The following is a 16,666-nucleotide window of genomic DNA, read 5'->3' as shown; positions in this document are numbered from 1 at the left end:
CCTGGTTGTCTCGTGTTATTTGATCAGCGCCTTGAGCGCCGCTTTGGTAAAGACCCGAAGACCCAGATCGGGCCGGTAGCCGTGGATTTCGCTGACATCCAGCGCCCGCATGAAGGCGAGGATCTCGGGGCTGATCACCTGCCCCGGCACCAGGATCGGAAAGCCCGGCGGATAGGGAATGATGAAGCTGGCCGACACCAGTTCCTCTCCCGCCTCGAGCCGCTGCATCAGCTTGTCGTCCAGGTTGAGGTAGTCGCACTGGTTCTCGTCATAAGCCAGGAAGAACGCCTTGCGGATATCGCCCTCGGGCGTGTCCTCGCCATCGCGGAAAGCATCGTGGAAGCGGCTGAAATCGGGCAGCGGCGGCACGTGTTCGACCAGCGCCGACACGCGGTTTTCGAACGACCGCTTTTCCATCTTGCTGGCGTCGTCCAAAAGGTCGTCCAGCTCGTGCGCGATTTCGACCAGAACCTCGATCAGATAGGCGACCGAACTGCGCGTGGTGCCGATGTTGGTCATGAACAGCACGGTGTTGCGCGAGGTCTTGTTGATCTGGATGCCGTACTTGTCCATCAGGATCTTGGTCTTGAAGGTGTCGCCGTCCCAGCCCGTCCCGCCAACCGCCAGCGTCACTCGCGTGGGATCGAGCACGAATTCGTCGCTGGTCCAGATGTCCCAGATGTCCGACCAGCCCTTTTCGGGGTTGTAGTAGCTTTCGATGCCGCTTTCGCGGAATTCCTCGGGGATCATGTCGCCCGCGGTCAGCACCTTGAAATACTTCTGCAGCAGCGGATGGCTGGCCACCGCGCGGCGGATGGCCATGGCGCTTTCGACCTGGCGCTGCACGAATTCGAACCCTTCAAGCTCGACCTGCCTGCGCCCAACGTCGAGCGATGCGATGATCTGGTAGTTCGGGCTGGTCGAGGTGTGGGTCATGTAGGCTTCGTGGAAGGCCTGTTCGACCTCGCCCTTGAAGTCCTGATCGTTGACGTGGATCATCGAGCCTTGCCGCAGCGACGTCAGCGTCTTGTGCGTCGATTGCGTGGCATAGACCCGGACCCGCGCATCGGGCGGCGGCAAGAGCCGGGTCTTGAGCAGCTTGTCGTCATCCGCGCCTTCAAGCTTTTTCTTTTGCGCCTCGTATGCCTTGACGTGCTCGGGGCTGCGCAGGCGCACGCGCATTTCGTTGGCAACGCCCATGGCGGTGCGCTGGCGGTATGTGGGGCCGAAGGCGGCAAAGGCGAACCACGCCTCGTCCCAGAGGAACACCAGGTCCTTCTTGATGGCGAGGCATTCCTCCATCACCCGCTGGACGTTGTAGACCAGCCCGTCGAAGGTGCAGTTGGTCAGCAGCACCATGCGCACGCGGTCCAGCTTTCCGGCGGCCTTGAGCTTGAGCAGGTGATGCTTGATCTCGTTCGTGGGCACCGCGCCGTACATCGAATATTCATGCAACGGGTAGCTGTCCATGTAGACCACGTTGGCCCCGGCCAGCACCATACCGTAATGGTGCGACTTGTGACAGTCGCGGTCGACCAGCACGATATCGCCCGGCCTGACCAGCGCCTGCACGACGATCTTGTTGCAGGTCGAGGTGCCGTTGGTGGCAAAGAAGGTCTGTTTCGATCCGAAGGCGCGACTGGCGTATTCCTGTGCTTCCTTGATGGGGCCGCGCGGCTCCAGCAGGCTGTCGAGCCCGCCGCTGGTGGCCGAGGTTTCGGCGAGAAAGATATTGGGGCCGTAAAAGGCGCCCATGTCCTGGATCCAGTGCGAGCGGCTGATCGACTTGCCGCGGCTGATCGGCATGGCGTGGAAAACGCCCGTCGGCTGCTTGGAGTACTCCACCAGCGCCGAAAAGAACGGCGTCTTGTAGCGGCGCTGCACCCCGCGCAGGATGTTGAGGTGCAGTTCGAGGAAATCCTCCTGATTGTAGAAGACCCGGCGGCATTTTCCCAGATCGTGCCCGGCAATGTCCTCGGCCGACCGGTCGGTGATCAGGTAGGCATCCAGCTCGGGCCGGACCTTGGCGATCAGGCGGCAGGTTTCGGGGCCGTAGTCGCTGGGCTGCAACCCGTCCACGTCCTCGTTGCCGGTCATGTGGCTCAGGTACTGGTTCAGGATCGGCAGCGCGTTCTTGGACTTGAGCGTGAGGCCGGGGCGCACCACCACCGCCTGCACGTTGTGATTGAACAGGATGCCGATCAGCGCATCCTCGAGGCTCGACACCACCACCGGTTCGTAGATGAACGGGTCTTCGGCCCGGCGGACCCGGTGCAGGTTGTTGCGCAGAAACCGCTCCTGGTGCTCGTTGACGCTGTCGACGATCAGCACCTCGAAATAGGGCCGCCCCAGCGCGCGGGCCTCGGGCGGCAGGGTGCTTTCATCCTCGAAATCATCGGCATCGCTGTCTTCACCGATGATCGGGATCGACCGGCGGCGATAGGCACCCGAGGTCAGCGCCCGCGACACCCGCCGCACCGCGTGCGACAGTTCCTGGATGTTGCGCGAGGCGAGCATCCGGCTCATGCTGTCGAAGGCATGCGCCCCGGGAAAGGCCCAGTAGCATTCGATCGGCGCCAGCGCGTCGAAAAGCATCTCGGCCTCGGCCAGATGCTTCTTGCCCTGGCGCCCTTCGATCCCGCCGACCTGCAAGGCCTCGACCGTTTCGCGCAAGGCACTCCAGCGGTCTGCCCGCAACTGTGTGGCGCTGTAGTAGTCACCGATCGTCGACAGTTTGGAGTCTTTGGCTTGCACGTTCATGGGTCGGTCCTTTCGTCCCCTGGCGATCAGGGGTGCAGGTGATCGGGGCGCATCAGTCGGTGCCTGTGCGCCCTTTGAAAATCGGGATGGTGTTGACGTCCGGCGCTCCGGGCGCTGCGGGGTCATGCGAGAGCGCGCTGCGCGGGTCGGCGGTGTGCACGCCTGCGCGCGATCCCTGCTGCGGGGTCTGAAGCGGCCCAAGGGTGTGCAGATAGGCATCCGCCCCGCTGGCGCGGTCATAGACCGGGAATTCGGCGTCGCGGTCGCGGAAGGACTTGAGCACCTGGCCCAGCCCCTTCATGCCGGTCTCGCGCTGGCGGCGCACCATGTCGAGGTCGACCTCGATCGGGAACATGTCCTCCTGCCCGGCCGACTGGTGCAGCACCGTGGCCGCCGGATCGACGACCAGAGACCGCCCCACCCCGCCGGCCCCCAGGCCGTTGACGTCGAAGACGTAGCACTGGAACTGCGCGGCGGTGGCGCGCGCGATGGCAAGCTCTGCGTCGCGGTCGGTGGTGCCGGTCAGGACCGGATGCAACAGCACCTCGACGCCCTGGCTGGTCAGGTGGCGCGTGGTTTCGGGGAACCAGATGTCATAGCAGATCGACAGGCCGAAACGGCCCACCTCGGGCACGTCGAAGACGCAGAATTCGGTGCCTGCGCTGATGCCCTGTTCGTAGGGCCGGAACGGGAACATCTTGGAATACTTGCTGACGATCTCGCCCTGCGGGTTGATCACGACAGAGGTGTTGAAAATCCGCCCGTCGGGCATCTTTTCGAACATCGAGCCGGGAATCAGCCAGATGCCAAAGCGCTTGGCATCTTCCTGGAACTGGCTGATCGCGTCATTCGGGACAGGCTGGGCAAAGCGGTCCAGCGGGCCGTAGGGGGCAAGCTCCGAGAACAGGACCATCTGGGTCCACGGGAAGCGGGCCATCAGGATTTCGATCCGGTGGCGCATCGCTTCGACGTTGGAGTGAAGGGCGCCGACGTGCATCTGCACGCCTGCAATCGCAAAGGGGGTCATTGGGAATTAGTCTCCATGGGTGTGTCACCCTCCCGGTCGTTTTTGTTTTTGGGCCGCCGGTCTTCCGGCTGGCCAGTGGCCCCTACGTCTGCACCTGAGCGGCGAAGCGCAAGGGGTGCCGCGACGGCCCGGACACAGGTGCAGGGTCATCGCGGCGGGATTGTCACATCAGGCGGTCGCGGTCTTGGGCCGCGGCGTCTTGCGCGCCCGGCTGCGCTGCCACATGACGATCAGCGCCAGCAGGATCAGAGCCGGGATGTACATCAGTTCCTTGGGCGGCTGCGCGACGGGCCGCAGCACCCGGTCGACGGTCTGATCCCAGTCGAACCCGGCCTCGGCGGCGGGGCTGCCGAAGGTCACGTTGTCGATCACCACACTGTCGCCGTTGTTGATGTACTCGATGCCCGAGGACAGCAGCCGCTCTTCACCGGTCTCGCCCTCGCCCACCGGCAGCAGCGCGGTAAAGCTGACCGGCTCCCCGATGGCGTTGAGGCCACTGACCTGAAGCCGCAGATCGCTGCCCACGTCCACCTCTTCGGCGGCCTGCGCGATCTCGGTCGGCGGCACGTCCTCGAAAGGCGGTGCCACCATGTCCATCCAGAAGCCCGGACGGAAGAGTGTGAAGGCGATAAGCAGCAGCGCCACGGTTTCGATGATGTTGTTGCGGGTCAGGAACCAGCCCTGTGTCGCCGCCGCAAAGAGCAGCATCGCCACGGTCGAGACCACGAAGACGAATATGCCCTGCACCCATCCCACGTCGATCAGCAAGAGATCGGTGTTGAAGATGAAGAGGAAGGGCAGCGCCGCGGTCCGCAAGCTGTAGAAGAACGCCACGACCCCGGTCTTGATCGGATCGCCCCCCGACACGGCGGCGGCCGCGAAGGACGCCAGCCCCACCGGCGGGGTCACATCCGCCATGATGCCGAAGTAGAAGACGAACAGGTGCACCGCGATCAGCGGCACGATCAGGCCGTTCTGCTGGCCCAGGGTCACGATGACCGGCGCCAGCAGGGCCGACACGACGATGTAGTTCGCCGTGGTGGGCAGGCCCATGCCCAGGATCAGCGACAGGATCGCGGTCAGGAACAGGATCGCCAGGATGTTGCCACCCGACAGCACCTCGACCACATCCGCCAGCGCCGAACCGACACCGGTCTGGCTGACCGCGCCCACGATGATACCGGCGGTCGCCGTGGCGATGCCGATGCCGATCATGTTGCGCGCGCCCGCGACCAGCCCTTCGAGCAGATCGATGACGCCCGCGCGGGTGGCTGCGGCCATGTCGCCCGCCCCGCGCATGATCGCAAGGATCGGGCGCTGGGTCAGCAGGATGAAGATCATGAAGCACGCCGCCCAGAACGCCGAGAGCCCCGGCGACAGACGGTCGACCATCAGCGCCCAGACCAGCACCACCACCGGCAGGAGGAAGTGCAGACCGGACCGGATCGTCGGACCCGGCAGCGGCAGCGAGGTCACCGGCTCGTTCGGGTCGCTCATCACCGGCGGGGTTTCCTTGGACGCGATATACAGCAGACCGATGTAGACGGCGGTCAGGAAGGCAAAGACCACGTAGCCTGCTGCCGCACCAAACGCAGGACGGATCCAGCCCATACCGTAGTAGACCGCAAAGCTCAGCGCGCAGATCACCGCGATGGTGAACGCGAGGCTCATCAGCCACGGCACCCAGGGCTTGGGCTCATAGGCACGCGGCAGACCCTCCATCCCGGCCTTCGAAGCTTCGAGATGCACGATATACACCAGCGCGATGTAGGAGATGACGGCCGGCACGAAGGCGTGCTTGACCACGTCGAAATACGGGATGCCCACGTATTCCACCATGAGGAAGGCCGCGGCCCCCATCACCGGTGGCATGATCTGGCCGTTGACGGAACTGGCCACCTCGACCGCGCCCGCCTTTTCGGAACTGAAGCCCACCTTCTTCATCAGCGGGATGGTGAAGGTGCCGGTGGTCACCACGTTGGCGATGGACGACCCCGAGATCAGGCCCGTCATGGCCGAGCTGACCACAGCCGCCTTGGCCGGGCCGCCGCGCATGTGGCCCATCAGCGAAAACGCCACCTGGATGAAGTAATTGCCGGCCCCCGCCTTATCCAGCAGCGACCCGAATAAGACGAAGAGAAAGACGAAGGACGTCGACACACCCAGCGCGATGCCGAACACACCTTCGGTGGTGATCCACTGGTGGTTCACCACTTCGGACAGGTTGTTGCCCTTGTGGGCGATGATGCTGGGCATCCACTGGCCCAGGAACGTATAGGCCAGGAACACCGTGGCCACGATCATCAGCGCCGGTCCAAGCGCGCGGCGCGTCGCCTCGAGCAGGATCAGCAGGCCGATGACGGCGACGACATAATCCTGCAGGATCGGCGCACCGACACGCTGCGAAATGCCGTCGTAGAAGACATAAAGATAAAGCGCCGATGCCGCCCCGATGATGGCCAGCGCCCATTCCCAGACCGGAATGCGGTCCTTGGGCGACCCCAGCAAAATGGCTGCGATCATGGCGACGCCGGGGATCGGGATCCACCAGATCGGCACGCCTTCCTTGGCGCCGTACATGAAGAGACACGTCAGCAGCGCCGGCACGATCAGCGCCAGCGCCATCTGCGGTGGCGTGCGTGCGGCGGGATAGGCCGCGAAGGCCAGGAACAGCGCAAAGGCCAGGTGGATCGACCGGGCTTCGGTGTCGTTGAACACGCCCCAGCCGACGATGAAGGGGATGGGCGAGGCGATCCAGAGCTGGAACAGCGACCACGCGAGCGCCACAAGCAGCATGAAAGTGCCAACCGGCCCGACCGGAGAGCGGCCCCCGGTGTCGGTGGAGGCGACCAGTTCGTCGAGTTCGGCCTGGCTGAGCCCGCCCTTGCCGGAGGCTTCGTTCTCTACGGCAGAGGCTTGAAACTGCTTGTCGTCGTCGCTCATCACATCATCCCCGTTGTTGTCAGGCCAGCCGGTGCGTCTGTTGCGCGTATTTTCGACCGGTAAGGGTGGCGGCCCCGCCCAAAGCGGGACCGCCGTCATCATGCATGTCGCTCAGACGATCACTCGATCCAGCCACGCTCTTTGTAGTACTTTTCCGCACCCGGGTGCAGCGGCGCGCTCAACCCGGCAGAGATCATGTCCTCTTCCGTGAGGTTGGCAAAGGCGGGGTGCAGGCCCTTGAAGCGGTCGAAGTTGTCGAAGACCGCGCTGACGACGGTGTAGACCACGTCATCCGGCACGTCCGACGACGTCACGAAGGTCGCCTTCACGCCGAAGGTCGTGGTGTCTTCGTCATTGCCCTTGTAAAGGCCGCCCGGAATAACCGCCTTGGCATAGTAGGGATTGTCGTTGATCAGCGTGTCGATCGCGTCGCCGGTCACGTTCACCAGCTTGGCATCCACGGTCGAGGTCGCTTCCTGGATCGAGCCGTTGGGGTGGCCCACGGTGTAGACGATCGCATCGACCTTGTTGTCACCCAGCGCGGCGGACTGTTCCGCGGGCTTGAGCTCGGACGCCAGCGCAAAGTCGTCTTCGGATTTGTCCATGGCGTTCAGCACGACATCCATCGTGGCACGCTGACCGGAACCGGGGTTGCCGACGTTGACGCGCTTGCCGAAGAGATCCTCGAAATTCTCGATCCCCGCATCGGCGCGGGCGACGACGGTAAAGGGCTCACCATGCACCGAGAAGACGGCGCGCAGCTTGTCAAAGGCGTCGCCTTCGAACTGCGACGAGCCGTTGTAGGCGTGGTACTGCCAGTCGGACTGGGCCACGCCCATGTCCATGTCGCCTGCCTTGATCGCGTTGATGTTGGCAATCGACCCGCCGGTGGACGGCGCCGTGCACTTGAGGTTGTGTTCCGCGGTGCCGCGGTTCACCAAGCGGCAAATCGACTGACCGACCACGAAGTAAACGCCGGTCTGACCGCCGGTGCCGATGGTGATGAACCGCTCCTGGGCGGCAGCGCCCTGGGCCAGCAATGTCGCCGCGGCGGCAAAGGCAGTGGCTTTGACGAATTTCATGAGTATCTCCCTTGGTTTGTTATCATGCATGCCCGGCACGCAGAGTCCGGACTTGCACGGATAAGTCACGTTAACACGGCTCTTGCGAACCTCAACACGAAAACCCGATCCCCTGGTTGTCCTTCCCATAGCGCATCAGGTTTGTCGTTTTACGCATTGTTATTGCTTCAAATTCCCGCACATCTCTCATGCGCGGACCTAGAAGGATGGCGGCGTACAGGCGCTGATGATCACGCAGCGCTCGGTGCCGATATTGCGAAACCGGTGCGGCAACCGGCTGTCGAAAAGATACCCGTCGCCGGGGTTGAGCACGCGAATCTGGTCGGCCACCGTGATCTCCATGATGCCCTCGACGATGACGCCCGATTCCTCGCCTTCGTGGGTCAGCATGTCGGGGCCGGTGTCGGCGCCGGGCGGATAGGTTTCGTGCAGCATCTGCAGCGCGTGCCGCGACGCATCGCCGACCTGGCGCAGCGACACCCGCGCCGCCTGTGCGCCCATGTCGGCGTCGGCGGGCGACAGTTCGGTGAACTCATCGGGCGTGTAGAAATACTTGGGCGTGCCGGTCTCTTCGAACTCCGAAAAGAACTCTGACATGGTCATCGGGATCGCATCCAGCAGCCGTTTGAGAGAGGCGACAGACGGGCTGCTCTTGTTCTGCTCGATGAGCGAGATCGCCCCGTTCGTCAGGCCCGCACGCCCGGCCAGATCGCGCTGCGAAAGCCCCCGGGTTTCGCGCACTTCCCTCAATCTGTGGCCGATTTCCACGCTTGATTGCCTCACCCACATCACATGTTTGAAATATTAAGCGCCGGATCGGGGCAAAGGTCAATGACTTAAAACACAGGCAGATCATGCGCTTGACGCAATGCCTGCCGATTGGGCAGCAAAAGAATGCCAAAGTGTCTGGCGAAAACCGTTGACAATAATATTAAACGGAAAGAGAGAATTCTAACCACAAGAATGCCAGATGGAGCGCGACCATGACCTCGCAGACCAGAGCCAAGAAAACCACCACTGCCAAGGCGAAAAGCCCCCGCAGCAAGACCGCCACGCGCGCCAAGACCGCCGATTCGGTGATCGAGACCAGCCGTGGCGTCGCCGATGCGATGACCGGTCAAAGCAATGCCGCCCTGTTGGCCCGGCGCGAAGCCGCCGTCCCGCGCGGTGTCGCCTCTGCCGCGCCCGTCTTTGCCGCCAAGGCCGAGAATGCCGAGCTGTGGGACGTCGAAGGCAACCGCTACATCGACTTTGCAGGCGGCATCGCGGTGCTGAACACCGGCCACCGCCATCCGTCGGTCATCGCCGCCGCCAAGGCGCAGGAAGACCTTTATACCCACACCTCGTTCCAGGTGGTGCCTTACGAGCCCTACGTGGCCCTGGCGGAAAAGCTGAACGCGCTGGCGCCCGGCGATCACGCCAAGAAAACGCTGCTGGTCACCACCGGCGCCGAAGCCGTTGAAAACGCCGTCAAGATCGCCCGTGCCGCAACCGGCCGCCCCGGCGTCATCGCCTTTACCGGCGGCTATCATGGCCGCACGCTGCTGACGCTTAGCATGACCGGCAAGGTGTCGCCCTACAAGAAGGACGTAGGCCCCTTCCCCGCCGACATCTTCCGCGCCCCCTTCCCCGATGCCCGCCACGGCATCACGGTAGAGGATGCGATCCAGGGGCTTGAAACGCTGTTCCTGACCGATGCCGACCCCAGCCGCGTCGCCGCGATCATTCTTGAGCCGGTTCTGGGCGAAGGCGGCTATGTGCCCGTCCCGACCGAGATGTGGCAGGCGCTGCGCGCGATCTGCGACAAGCACGGCATCCTGCTGATCGCCGATGAAATTCAGGCAGGCTTCGGCCGCACCGGCACCTGGTTCGCGATCGAGCATTCCGGCGTCGTTCCGGACCTGATCACCGTGGCGAAATCCATGGCGGGTGGCTATCCCATCGCAGGCGTCATCGGCCGGGCCGATGTGATGGACGCGATGGCCCCCGGCGGCCTGGGCGGCACCTATGGCGGCAACCCGGTGGCCTGCGCCGCCGCTCTGGCCGCGATCGAGGCGATCGAGTCCGAAGGGCTGCTGGCCCGCTCCACAGCCATGGGCGAACATTTCCGCGCCCGCTTTGCCGAGATCGGCGCCCGCACCGCCCCTTACCGCATGTGGGACATTCGCGGCCTGGGCGCGATGCTGGCGGTCGAGTTCGTCACCGACTTCGACACAGCGAAAGAGGATGCCGCCTTTACCAAGTCGGTCGTCGCCCATGCCCTCAAGCGCGGGCTGATCCTGCTGGCCTGCGGCATGCACGGCAACGCGCTGCGCATCATGGTGCCACTGACCGCATCCGACGCCATCGTCGAGGAAGGCCTTGCCATCTTCGAAGCGGCGCTGGCCGATGCGGTGGCCGAGCATTCCGCGAGCCTTGCCGCCGAGTGATCGGTTGACGACGGCCAACACATTGCCCCGCAGCGCCTGCCGCGCTGCGGGGTTTCGTTTTTGCGGTGCCGTGCGGCGCCCGTCGGCGGGTGGACGCGCCCTATTATGACCTGCGCGCTTTATGCCTCGTCCCCGAAGAGCGTTCGATCCTGGCGCCAGCGGTCACAAAGCGCCCGGCCGGGGGGGCGGACGGGCGCTGCGCGGCGGCGGCCAAAGGCCGCCTCGATTCCGCGCGGGAAAGAGAGCAACCCCGCGTTCCGTCATGGTGGTGGGCAAGCCGCGCAACTCCGGCTAACCTCGCCGCACCCGGTACCCGTAGCCGAAAAGGACACCCGATGACCCACGTCTTTCCCCGCCACTCCAAGCTCAACGCGCCCGTCGCTGTCGGCGGCGAAGGCATCTATCACATCGACGCCAGCGGCAAACGCTACCTTGACGGGTCGGGGGGCGCTGCGGTGTCCTGTCTGGGACACGGTGACCCCGAAGTCACCGCAGCGATCAAGGCGCAGCTTGACCAGCTGGCCTTTGCCCATACCGGTTTCTTCACCTCGGAACCTGCGGAAAAGTTGGCCGATCTGCTGATCGAACACGCGCCGGGCACGCTCGACCGGGTCTATTTCGTCTCGGGCGGGTCCGAGGCGACAGAGGCCGCGATCAAGCTCGCGCGCCAGTATTACGTGGAAAAGGGCGAACCGCAGCGCGGCAAGATCATCGCCCGCAAGCAAAGCTATCACGGCAATACCATCGGCGCGCTGTCGGCAGGCGGCAACGAATGGCGGCGCGCGCAGTTTGGCCCGCTGCTGCTGGACGTGAGCCACATCGCCCCCTGCTATCCCTACCGGCTGAAGCGCGACGACGAGAGCCTTGAGGCGTACGGCCAGCGCGCCGCGCAAGCGCTCGAGGATGAGATCCTGCGGCTGGGCCCCGACACCGTCATGGCCTTCATGGCCGAACCGGTGGTTGGTGCGACGGCCGGTGCGCTGGCCCCTGCCCCGGGCTATTTCAAACGCATCCGCGAGATTTGCGACAAATACGGCGTGCTGCTGATCCTGGACGAGGTCATGTGCGGCATGGGCCGGACGGGGCACCTTTACGCCTGCGAGGAAGACGGGATCGCCCCTGATATCCTGTGCATCGCCAAGGGGCTGGGCGCCGGGTATCAGCCCATCGGCGCGATGCTGTGCACGGCAGACATCTATGACACCATCGCCAACGGCAGCGGCTTTTTCCAGCACGGGCACACCTATATTGGCCATCCGGTCGCCGCCGCTGCCGGGCACGCCGTCGTGTCGGCCATCCTGAACCGCGGGCTGCTGGCGCGGGTCCGCGAACAGGGCGAAAAGCTGCAACAGCGCCTGACCGATCGGTTCGGCCAGCATCGGCATATCGGCGATATCCGTGGGCGCGGCCTCTTCCGCGGGATCGAGATCGTCGAGGATCGCGGGACCAAGGCCCCCTTCGATCCGTCGCGCAAGGTCGCCCCGTCCCTCAAGAAGGCGGCGTTCGAGGCGGGCCTCGTGTGTTATCCCATGGCGGGCACCATCGACGGGCATCGCGGTGATCACATTTTGCTGGCCCCGCCCTTCATCATCACCGACGATCAGCTGGACGAACTGACCGACAAGCTTGAATCCGCGATAAACGCGGTGATCTGAACCACCAGAGGGACCCTGATCCATGGCCAGATTTGCCATCTTCGCGGCCTCGGCCGTTCTTGCCGCCGTGTCGCTTATGGGCCTGATCTGGAGCGTGTGGTTCCTGATTCCGCTGGCGGTCTTTGGCTTTCTGACTGCGCTTGGGATTTACGATGTCACGCAGAACCGGCACGCGATCCTGCGCAACTATCCGGTGATCGGCCACATGCGGTTCCTGTTCGAAGGCATCCGGCCGGAAATCCGCCAGTACCTGATTGAATCGGACCAGGACGAAGAGCCGTTTTCCCGCGACAAGCGGTCGATCATCTATCAGCGGGCCAAGGGCGTCGAGGACAAGCGGCCCTTCGGCACCCGCCAGCGGGTCTATGACGCGGGCTATCAGTGGATCACCCATTCGGTGGTGCCCAAGCATATCGCAGACCACGATTTCCGCGTTTGCATCGGCGGTCCGGACTGCGCAAAGCCTTACGACGCGTCGATCTACAATATCTCGGCCATGAGCTTTGGCGCGCTGTCGGCCAACGCCATCTCGGCCCTGAACAAGGGTGCCAGGAAGGGCAATTTCGCCCATGACACCGGCGAAGGCGGGATCAGCCGCTATCACCGCGAGGGCGGCGGCGACCTGATCTACGAGATCGGATCGGGCTTTTTCGGCTGCCGCACCAATGACGGACGGTTTGACGACGACAAGTTCGCCGCACTGGCCGCCGACGATCAGGTCAAGCTGATCGAGCTGAAGCTGAGCCAGGGGGCCAAACCCGGCCACGGCGGCATGCTGCCCGCCTCCAAAATCTCGCCCGAGATCGCTGAGGCGCGCGGCATCCCGATGGGACAGGATTGCGTGTCGCCCGCCGCCAACCCCGAGTTTTCCACCCCGCTGGAGCTGGTCCGCTTTCTGGGCCGGATGCGCGAATGCGCGGGCGGCAAGCCCATCGGGTTCAAGCTGTGCATCGGCCACAGGCGGGAATTCATGTGCATCGTGAAGGCGATGCTGGAGACGGGCATCGTGCCCGATTTCATCGTCATCGATGGCAAGGAAGGCGGCACCGGGGCGGCACCGCTGGAGTTTGCCAATCATATCGGCATGCCGCTGGTCGAGGGGCTGACCTTTGCCCACAACACCCTGCGCGGCGCGGGCCTGCGCGACCGGATCAGGATCGGCGCATCCGGCAAGCTGGTCACCTCCTTCGACATCGCCAAGGCGCTAGCGCTGGGGGCGGACTGGGCCAATTCGGCGCGTGGCTTCATGTTTGCCGTGGGCTGCATCCAGGCGCAGGCCTGCCACACCAATCACTGCCCGGTGGGCGTGGCCACACAGGACCCGTTGCGCCAGCGCGCGCTGAATGTCGTGGACAAGGCCGAACGGGTCTACCGCTTTCACCGCAACACGCTCAAGGCGCTGGCAGAAATGACCGGGGCCGCCGGGTTGTCACATCCCGGTGAATTCCTGCCGCATCACCTGCTGATGCGCGAGGGCGACCGCGACATGGTCACCGGGGAAGAGATCTATCCCTACCTGCCGAACGGATTCCTCTTGCGCGACGAACAGGACCGGTTCGGCTATCTCAATCGCTGGAACCGCGCCCGGGCGAATGACTTCGACCCCTTTGACGTCGGCCCGTAGAGCGTGATGCAGAAAGTTTGAGACGCGCGCGAGCAGCCTGAAACGGGCAAAGGAGCCGCGTCATTGCAGTCGCGCGCGGATGCGGTCAAGTCTTTCCGCTGCGCGCTTTATGCCAGCCAAATGCGCACGCCACCCCCGCGATGCACCAAGCTCAGCCAAATCGCAGCCGCGTGGTGGCGCGACTGCCCCTCTCGGCAGACTTGGCAAAGCCAAGTCGCCTGCCGGGCAGCGGATGGCGCGGCGGCCTGCGGCCTTGATTCCGCGCCGGGTGTTTGGCTCGTCCGTCCGCTCAAGGCCGTTTCAAGCCAATCTCGTCCAGCCCTAACCGGCGTTGTCCTGTTTCTGCGCCTCCGCCTCGGCCTCTGCCTGAGCCTCGGCATTGTCGGCGGCCCATTCCGCCGCCGCCTCGACCGCGACGGCAGAGGTGGTGGGAAGAACCGCGAGGTAGCTGTCGGTCTCGTCCGCGGGCAACGTCGCGCGCTGGGTCATGCGGTACAGCGCATAAAGCGCAATGGCGGCAAAGGTGACGCCCAGCACCAGCCAGAAGGCACCCGGCTGCAGCGCCTTCATCGCCCAGCCAGTGACCAGCGGGCCGATGATCGCGCCAAGACCGAAGGTAAAGACCAGCCCGCCAGACGCCGCGGGCATGTCGTCCGACGACAGCATGTCGTTGGTATAGGCCAGAAACAGCGCGTAAAGCGGCGTTGTCACTCCGCCCGCCACAAAGGCTGCCGCCATCAGCGGCCAAAGCCCGCCCAGCAGCCAGCCCACCGCGCAGGCCACCGCCCCCACCACGGCCGAGCCGAAGATCAGCCCGCGCCGGTCGATCCGGTCGGACAGCCAGCCGATGGGATATTGCAGCGCCAGCGCGCCCGCGAACAGCATCGCCACGAAAAGCGAGATCTGCGCCGCACTCAGACCGATCTGCGTGCCATAGACAGCGCCCATGCCCGATTGCGTGGCATAAACGCTGCCAAGCAGAAAGATGCCTACGGTGCCCAGTGGCGAGCCTTTGAAGAGCGCACGCAGCGACATCGGCCTGGCCACCTGCACCACCGGCACCTGTGCGGCGGACAGCAGAATCGGCGCGAAGGAGATCGACACCAGGATCGACGCGCCGATGAACAGCGCCGAGGTTGCCGCATCCCCGAGCGTCAGCAGCGCCTGCGCGCCGATGATGCCCAGCGTCTGCGCGATCATGTAGGCCGACAGCACCTTGCCGCGGGTCTCGTTCGTGGCCGCGGCGTTGAGCCAGCTTTCGGCGGCCACGTAGATACCCGACATGCAGAAACCGACAATGATCCGCAGCACGGTCCAGGCCCAGGGTTCGGTCAGAAGCGGCAGCGCGATCAGCCCCGCGGACATGAAGCTGCCAAGCGCCGCAAAGACCCTGACGTGCCCGACCCGCTGGATCATCAGCGGTGTCAGCCGCGCGCCGGACAGAAAGCCCAGGAAATAGCCCGAGGTGACGACGGCCAGTTCTGCCGAGGTAAAGCCTTCGATCCCGCCGCGCAGGCCGATCAGGGTAAAGTGCATGCCGTTGCCCAGCATGATCAGCACGATCCCCAGAAGTAGGGCCCAGACGCTTGTCAGCACGGAAATCATTGGCGCTCCTGACCTTTGGCTGTGTGCCTAACGCACGGCTAGCACGGGCCAAGGCCCGGGCGCGACCTTGTGACGGCCAAAACCGCACCGGATACCGGAATTTCGGGCATAACGCCGTTTTTCTGCGCGCAAGTGCGGGCGCAGGTCCCTGCCCGCTAGGCATCGTGCCCGTCGCAGCTTTCCAGCGCCATGAAGGCGCGCAGGCCGGTGGTCTCGTCCTCCTCGAACACCTCGTTGGTCACGCTGAGCGTGGCGATCCGGTCGAACCGGAAGGTGCGGAAGCCCTGGCGCAGTCGGCACCAGGCCGAGAACATCCAGCCGTCGGTCATGTTCCAGATCACCAGCGGATGCACCCGCCGGGTCGTGGCCTGCCCCGCGCCGTCGGCATAGTCGATGTCGGTCACCAGCCTTTGGCGAATCGCTTCGCGCACCAGACCGACTGTGGGCGGGGCGCTGTTGCGGCCTTGCAGGCTGAAATAGGGCGCATCGGCCAACTTGCGGTCCTGCGGGTCGGGCATGCCGGCCTGGATCTTGGCGCGCGCCTCGCGGGCGGCCTGGGCCAGGGCCGGATCGCCTGCGCGTTCCACGAAGGACAGCCCCACCGCCAGCGCGTCGATCTGGTCGTGGGTGAAGGCGACGTTGGGCAGGTCGAAACCGGGGCGCAGCAAATAGCCCACCCCGGCCTCCCCTTCGATGGGCAGGCCCGAGGCCTGCAGATGCGCGATGTCGCGGTAGACCGTGCTGATGCTGATCTCGAACCGGCTGGCCAATTCGCTGGCGCGGATCACGTCGCGGGTGCGCATCTCGTTGACGATGCGAAACAGTCTTTCGGCGCGTCGCATCGTTGCGGTCCTTTTTCCCGGGGTCCGATCCGCCCACACGGCGCTTGACCTGAAGCCTAGAGCATTTCGCGATAAACATGAATCGCCTGACGCTGCCTGAAATCTTCGATTTCAACGCATCAGGCGATGCCTGATGTTTCAATTTAATCGCGAAACGCTTTAATCGGCTGCCGTGGCCTCAATCTCGAACATCAGAGGCGCGATCGCAAGCCGCGTGACGCCCAGCAGGGTCATCGGCGGCCGCGCGCCCAGGGGCCCGAAGCGCATGCCCAGCAGATCGAAATTCCTGAGCGCCTCGTCCACGTCGGTGGCGTAGATGCCCAGCCGGGTGATCTTCGACAGGTCCATGTCCGCCGCACTCAGCACCGCCTCGAGGTTATCGAGCGCAAGGGTCATCTGCGCACGCATGTCGCCGGGGTGCTGTGGCGCGCCATCGGCATCAACGGCGGTCTGGCCCGCGACGACGACCTGGCGGCTGGCACCGGTGTGGATTTCCGCCTGATTGTAGCCAAGCGGCAGCGACCAGGACCAGGGATTGACGGCAGTTCTGTTCATGAGAGGGGCTTTCTGTCTGGGGTGTTCGATACACCCCTTTAAGCACCCCCCTCCTCTCACCGTGGTGAGAGGAGTGATAGGAGACCTGCAAAAAACTTTCGCTCCCATTTCGGGTCGGGCACAGACGAAAAAGGGCGCCCCGCT

11 protein-coding genes are annotated in these 16,666 nt (G+C 64.4%); 3 read left to right on the top strand and 8 right to left on the bottom strand.

Annotated elements, in window-relative coordinates; genetic code table 11:
- Window positions 1–15: 15 nt before the first annotated feature.
- From ACOXXX_RS04705 to ACOXXX_RS04685, 5 genes are all read right to left on the bottom strand, one after another.
- Window positions 16–2,760: an aminotransferase class I/II-fold pyridoxal phosphate-dependent enzyme gene (locus tag ACOXXX_RS04705; protein ID WP_422825396.1), complete on the bottom strand. Its 2,745-nt coding sequence runs from the start codon at window positions 2,758–2,760 to the stop codon at window positions 16–18.
- 52 nt (window positions 2,761–2,812) lie between these two features.
- On the bottom strand, window positions 2,813–3,787 hold the full coding sequence (locus tag ACOXXX_RS04700) for a carbon-nitrogen hydrolase family protein (protein WP_422825395.1): 975 nt from the start codon (window positions 3,785–3,787) through the stop codon (window positions 2,813–2,815).
- A gap of 168 nt (window positions 3,788–3,955) precedes the next feature.
- On the bottom strand, window positions 3,956–6,730 hold the full coding sequence (locus tag ACOXXX_RS04695) for a TRAP transporter permease (RefSeq protein WP_422825394.1): 2,775 nt from the start codon (window positions 6,728–6,730) through the stop codon (window positions 3,956–3,958).
- A 119-nt stretch (window positions 6,731–6,849) separates the two neighbouring features.
- Window positions 6,850–7,812 (bottom strand): TAXI family TRAP transporter solute-binding subunit, encoded by a 963-nt coding sequence (locus tag ACOXXX_RS04690; protein ID WP_422825393.1) that lies wholly within the window; start codon window positions 7,810–7,812, stop codon window positions 6,850–6,852.
- Window positions 7,813–8,010: 198 nt separating this feature from the next.
- Window positions 8,011–8,580, bottom strand: a complete 570-nt coding sequence (locus tag ACOXXX_RS04685) for a cupin domain-containing protein (RefSeq protein ID WP_422825392.1) — start codon at window positions 8,578–8,580, stop codon at window positions 8,011–8,013.
- Between the two features lie 341 nt (window positions 8,581–8,921).
- On the opposite strand from ACOXXX_RS04685, the gene gabT reads away from it, so the two are divergent.
- The 3 genes from gabT (at window position 8,922) to ACOXXX_RS04670 (ending at window position 13,520) form a co-directional block, all read left to right on the top strand.
- Window positions 8,922–10,241: a 4-aminobutyrate--2-oxoglutarate transaminase gene (gene gabT / locus ACOXXX_RS04680; protein ID WP_422825420.1), complete on the top strand. Its 1,320-nt coding sequence runs from the start codon at window positions 8,922–8,924 to the stop codon at window positions 10,239–10,241.
- Between the two features lie 335 nt (window positions 10,242–10,576).
- Window positions 10,577–11,896 carry an aspartate aminotransferase family protein gene (locus tag ACOXXX_RS04675; RefSeq protein WP_422825391.1) on the top strand — a complete coding sequence of 440 codons (1,320 nt, stop codon included), beginning with the start codon at window positions 10,577–10,579 and terminating at the stop codon, window positions 11,894–11,896.
- A gap of 22 nt (window positions 11,897–11,918) precedes the next feature.
- Window positions 11,919–13,520, top strand: a complete 1,602-nt coding sequence (locus tag ACOXXX_RS04670; RefSeq protein WP_422825390.1) for an FMN-binding glutamate synthase family protein — start codon at window positions 11,919–11,921, stop codon at window positions 13,518–13,520.
- Between the two features lie 321 nt (window positions 13,521–13,841).
- On the opposite strand, the gene ACOXXX_RS04665 is transcribed toward ACOXXX_RS04670, so the two are convergent.
- The 3 genes from ACOXXX_RS04665 to ACOXXX_RS04655 all read right to left on the bottom strand — a co-directional run bounded on the left by ACOXXX_RS04665 (window position 13,842) and on the right by ACOXXX_RS04655 (window position 16,522).
- Window positions 13,842–15,125, bottom strand: a complete 1,284-nt coding sequence (locus ACOXXX_RS04665) for an MFS transporter (RefSeq protein ID WP_422825389.1) — start codon at window positions 15,123–15,125, stop codon at window positions 13,842–13,844.
- Between the two features lie 155 nt (window positions 15,126–15,280).
- Window positions 15,281–15,967 carry a helix-turn-helix transcriptional regulator gene (locus ACOXXX_RS04660; RefSeq protein WP_422825388.1) on the bottom strand — a complete coding sequence of 229 codons (687 nt, stop codon included), beginning with the start codon at window positions 15,965–15,967 and terminating at the stop codon, window positions 15,281–15,283.
- 159 nt (window positions 15,968–16,126) lie between these two features.
- Window positions 16,127–16,522, bottom strand: coding sequence for a RidA family protein (locus ACOXXX_RS04655; protein ID WP_422825387.1), 396 nt, complete (start codon window positions 16,520–16,522; stop codon window positions 16,127–16,129).
- Between the last annotated feature and the right edge of the window lie 144 nt (window positions 16,523–16,666).

It is taken from the genome of Thalassococcus sp. BH17M4-6, assembly GCF_049323015.1.
Lineage (GTDB): Bacteria > Pseudomonadota > Alphaproteobacteria > Rhodobacterales > Rhodobacteraceae > Puniceibacterium.
Note: the sequence above shows the minus strand (reverse complement) of the source record. Positions and strands in the feature narration are given on the sequence as shown.